This is a genomic window from Saccharomonospora sp. NPDC046836 (assembly GCF_040645195.1).
Lineage (GTDB): Bacteria > Actinomycetota > Actinomycetes > Mycobacteriales > Pseudonocardiaceae > Prauserella_A.
Genome location: NZ_JBEYXW010000100.1, coordinates 1 through 5,173, shown reverse-complemented (window position 1 = coordinate 5,173; position 5,173 = coordinate 1). Strand labels below are relative to the sequence as shown.

The window sequence follows — 5,173 nt, the reverse complement described above, 5'->3', positions numbered from 1 at the left end:
CTGCGCAGTCGGGTGATCGGTGAGGTGCTGGCGGGGCGCGGTGGGATGGTGTCGGTGGCCGCGCCGGCAGGAGAGGTGCGCGCGTGGTGTGAGCCGTTGGGCGAGCGGGTCTCGCTCGCGGCGGTCAACGGGCCGGCCTCGGTGGTGGTGTCCGGGGAGCCGGAAGCGCTGGACGAGCTGGTGGCTCTGTGCGAGGCGCAGGGGGTGCGGGTCCGGCGGATCGCGGTGGACTACGCCTCGCACTCGGTGCAGGTGGAGCAGATCGCGGGCCGGTTGGAGGAGGTGCTGGCGGGGGTGTCGCCGAGGGCTGGTGGGGTGCCGGTGTTCTCGACGGTGGAGGCGGCCTGGGTGGATGGGGGGCGGTTGGATGCGGGGTACTGGGTGCGTAATCTGCGTCGGCCGGTGCGGTTCGAGGATGCGGTGCGGGGGCTGGTGGGGGAGGGGTTCCGGTTCTTCGTCGAGTGCAGTGCGCATCCGGTGCTGACCGTGGGGGTCGAGGAGACCGCCGGGGAGATGGGTGTGGACGATGTGGTGGCCACCGGCACTCTGCGTCGTGAGGAGGGCGGCCTGGAGCAGTTGCTGACCTCCGCCGCCGAGGTCTTCGTACGGGGAGCGGCCGTCGACTGGAGTGCGGTCACCGGCGTCCCGGACACCCCGCTGGACCTGCCCACCTACGCCTTCCAACGCCGACGCTACTGGGTGGAGATGTCCGAAGGCGGTTCGGACCCCGCTGCTCTCGGTCTGAGCGGTGTGGATCACCCCCTGCTCGGTGCGGCGACGGAGCTGGCCGATGACGGAGGAGCGTTGCTGACCGGCCGGCTGTCCGCGGACCGGCCGGGCTGGCTGGCGGATCACCGGGTCGGCGGGACGGTGGTGGTGCCGGGGACGGCGCTGGTGGAGATGGTGGCTCGTGCGGGTGAGCAGGTGGGCTGCGTACGGGTCGAGGAACTGGTCCTGCACACCCCGCTGGTGATCCCCGCCGACGGGGTCGTCGACGTACAGATCAAGGTCGGCCCCCCGGACGACAGCGGACGGCACGAGCTGAACGTCTTCGCCCGCCGCGACAGCGCCGGCCCCTGGGCCCGGCATGCCGGCGCCAGAGTGGCCGCCGACCCCGTCGCTCCGGGCGAGCCCATCACGGCATGGCCTCCCGCGGGCGCAGTACCGGTCGAACTGGGCGGGCTGTACGAGCGGTTGGCGGCCGCGGGGCTCGAGTACGGCCCGGCCTTCCGAGGCGTGGAGGGTGTCTGGCGCGACGAGCGCAGCGGCGAGGTCTTCACCGAAGTGCGTCTGGCGCAGAGCCTGGAAGGGCAGGCGGATCAGTACCTGGTGCATCCGGCGCTGCTGGACACCGTCCTGCACGCGGTGGTGGCCGCGGATCTGCTGCCCGAGTCGGAGGCGACTCGACTGCCGTTCTCCTTCACCGGCGTCACGGTCCACGCCGTCGGTGCGTCCTTGCTGCGGGTGCGGCTGACGACGGCCGGGCCGGACGGTGTGTCGCTGGCCGCGTGGGACGTGGCCGGGGACCCGGTGCTGACCGCCGAGGCGGTCGTGATGAGGCCGGTGTCACAGGACCGGCTGCGCGCAGCCCTGTCCACCGACCAGGACTCCCTGTTCCAGGTGGCCTGGCAGCGCGCGCTGTCAGACCCCGCAGTGCCCGCCCCGGCCACCTGGGGCCTGCTGAGCTCGCCCCTCGGCGCGCGGTCCGACCTGCCCGGCGCCTGCGCCGCCGCGCTGCGGGACGCCGGCGCCGCCCTGCACCATCTCGACTCCCTGGACGCACCGGAAGCCCTCCTCCCCGACCGCGTGCTGGCTCTGTGCACGGCCGCTTCCGCAGTGGAGGGCACCGGGCTGCCGGAGCGTGTACGCACACAGCTGGAGGCGGTACTCGGGGACGTACAGTCCTGGCTCGCCCGGGAGCGGCCGCCGGGTGCGCGCCTGGTGGTGGTGACCAGGTGCGCTGTGTCCACCGGCGTGGGCGAGCCCGGCCCGGATCCCGTACAGGCCGCCGTGTGGGGGCTCGTACGCTCCGCACAGACCGAGCACCCACAAGCCCTCCAGCTGATCGATCTCGACAACGACCCGGCGTCCATCGCCCTGCTCACCAGAGCCGCCTCCTCCGAGCACCCACAGCTGGCCGTACGGGCCGGAGAGGTGCGCGTACCCCGGCTTGTGCGAGCGGTGTCCGCTGCGCAAGAGGGTGCTTTGGCCCCGCTGTCCGTCCCGCTGCCCGCCGCGTCAGGTGCCTGGCGGCTGCGGAGCGTGACCAAGGGGAGGCTCGACGGCATGGCTCTCGTCCCCTGCGCGGACGGCGCGGACGGAGAGTGCCCGGACCGGCCGCTCGCTCCCCACGAGGTGAGGGTCGCGGTGCGCGCGGCCGGCCTCAACTTCCGTGACGTGCTCATCGCCCTGGACATGTATCCGGGCGACGCGACCTTGGGGAGCGAAGCCGCCGGCGTGATCACCGAGGTGGGCTCCGCCGTGACCGGACTCGCCCCCGGCGAACGCGTGATGGGGGCCATGCCCGATTCCTTCGGCTCCGCCGTCGTCGCCGACAGCGGGCTGATCGCCCGTATCCCCGAGTCCTGGTCGTTCACCGACGCGGCCGCCTTCTCCATCGTGTTCCTCACCGCCCACTACGCCCTGACCGACCTGGCGAAGCTGCAACCCGGCGAGACCGTCCTCGTCCATGCGGGGGCGGGCGGTGTCGGCATGGCAGCGGTGCAGCTGGCGCGGCTTGCCGGGGCCGAGGTCTTCGCCTCCGCGGGCCCCGGCAAGCGGGGCACGCTCCGGTCGCTCGGCCTGGACGACACGCACATCGTGTCGTCGCGCGACCTGGAATTCGAGCAGTCGATACGCGAGGCGACGGGCGGCCGGGGCGTGGACGTCGTACTGAACTCCCTCTCCGGGAAGTTCGTCGACGCCTCACTGCGACTGCTCGCGGCGGGCGGCCGGCTGATCGAGCTGGGAAAGACGGATCCGCGCTCCCAGGAAGAGATCGCCGTCGACCACCCGGGGGTGCGCTACCGGGCCTTCGAACTCCTTGAGGCCGGAAGCGAGCGCATCCAGGAGATGTTCACCGAGCTGTTCGCCCACGTGGCCGAGGGTGCGCTGCGGACCCTTCCCACCACCGCTTGGGACATGCGACGCGCTCCGGAGGCCTTCAGCTTCCTCAGCCAGGCACGCCACGTGGGCAAGCTGGTGCTGACCGTGCCACGCCCCATCGACCCCGAAGGCACCGTGCTGATCACCGGGGGCACGGGAACGCTGGGCACGGCACTCGCCCGCCATCTGGCCGCGACCCACGGTGTACGCCACCTGCTTCTCACCGGGCGGCAGGGACCTGAGGCCGCCGGAGTGGACGAACTGCGGGCATCCCTGGCCGAGTACGGAGCCACCCTGACCGTCGCCGCCTGCGACGTGACCGACCGGGCAGCCCTGACGAGCGTCATCGCGGGAATCCCCTCCCGGCATCCGCTGCGGGCCGTCGTCCATGCAGCGGGCGTACTCGACGACACGGTGGTGACCTCGCTCGACGCCGGGCACCTGGACCGGGTGCTCGCCCCCAAAGCCGACGGCGCCGTCACTCTCCATGACCTCACCCGCCATCTCGACCTCGACGCCTTCGTGCTCTTCTCGTCGTTCGCGGGCACGGTCGGCAGCCCCGGCCAGGGCAACTACGCGGCGGCCAGTGCCTTCCTGGACGCCTTCGCGTGCCGGAGTGCGGCCGAGGGCACCCGGGCCGTCTCGCTGGCGTGGGGATTCTGGGCGGACAGCAGTGCAATGACCGGACACCTGGAGGACACGGACCGCGCCCGGATCTTCCGGGGCGGGCTCGCGCCGCTCACCGCCCAGGAGGGCCTCGCCCTGTTCGACGCGGCACTGGCCACCCCCGAGGCCCAGCTGGTGCCGGTGCGGTTCGACACCGCGCGCCTGGCGGACGAGGTCACGGCCGGAACGGTGCCCCGGCTGCTGGAACGGCTGGCGGGAACACCACGCCGCCGCGGCGCCCTCGTCCCGGCCCCGGGTGGCCGGGACCGGCGCGGCGGGCAGGGCGAGGACGCTCTGCGCGACCGGCTGATCCGGGCGGACCGAGACGAACGCGCGGGCCTGGTCATGGACGTGGTGCAGACGCAGGCCGCCCTGGTGCTCGGGCACGCCGAGCAGGAACTGATCGGCACGGAACGGGCATTCAAGGACCTCGGCTTCGACTCGCTCACGGCCGTGGAATTCCGTAACCGCCTCAAGGCCGTCACAGGGCTGCGCCTGCCGGCCACCCTGGTCTTCGACCACCCCAGTCCGCGCGCCCTCACGGCCCACTTGTGCGCCGAGCTCGCCGCCCTGCCGGGCGGCGCCGACAGCGACGGGCCGCAGACCGCTGCGGAAACCGATGACGCCGGAATCACCGAAACCGCCGACATCATCGACACCCTCGACGCCGAGAGCCTGATCGATCTGGCGTACAGCGACGCCGACTCCTGATGCTGACGACTGCCTGAGCGAGGCCCTTGATGACGACAGACACGCCTGCCGACAGCAAACTCATCGACGCGCTGCGGAACTCCCTGAAAGAGACCCGCAAGCTGAGAGAGGAGAACAGACGACTCGTCGCGAGTGCGAACGATTCCATCGCCATTGTGGGGATGGGCTGCCGTTTTCCGGGGGGTGTGGAGTCTCCGGAGGCGTTGTGGGGGGTGGTCTCGGGTGGTGTGGACGTGATCGGGGATGTCCCGGGGGACCGTGGCTGGGATGTGGAGGGGGTGTTCGGCGGGGACCGGGACGGGCCCGGGACCAGTTACGCGCGTGCGGGTGGGTTCTTGTGTGAGGCGGCGGAGTTCGACGCGGCGTTCTTCGGTATCTCGCCGCGTGAGGCGTTGGCGATGGATCCGCAGCAGCGGTTGTTGCTGGAGACGTCGTGGGAGGCGCTGGAGCGGGCGGGCATTGATCCGCGCTCGCTGCGGGGGACCCGGGCCGGCGTCTTCACCGGGATCATGCACCAGGCATACGTGCCGGAGACGGGCGCTGTGCTCGCCGAACTCGAGGGCCATCTCGGTAGTGGGAGCGCGGCGAGTGTGGCGTCGGGCCGGGTGGCGTACAGCCTGGGTCTTGAGGGGCCTGCGGTGTCGGTGGACACGGCGTGTTCGTCGTCGTTGGTGGCGTTGCATCTGGCGGT

2 protein-coding genes are annotated in these 5,173 nt (G+C 72.0%); both read left to right on the top strand.

All coding sequences use genetic code 11. The features are described from left to right. On the top strand, nucleotides 1–4,482 hold a 4,482-nt coding region (locus ABZ863_RS35305), incomplete at its 5' end, for an SDR family NAD(P)-dependent oxidoreductase (RefSeq protein WP_358544093.1). Between the two features lie 29 nt (nucleotides 4,483–4,511). Beyond that, the coding region (locus tag ABZ863_RS35300; protein WP_358282036.1) for a beta-ketoacyl synthase N-terminal-like domain-containing protein at nucleotides 4,512–5,173 on the top strand (662 nt) is incomplete at its 3' end.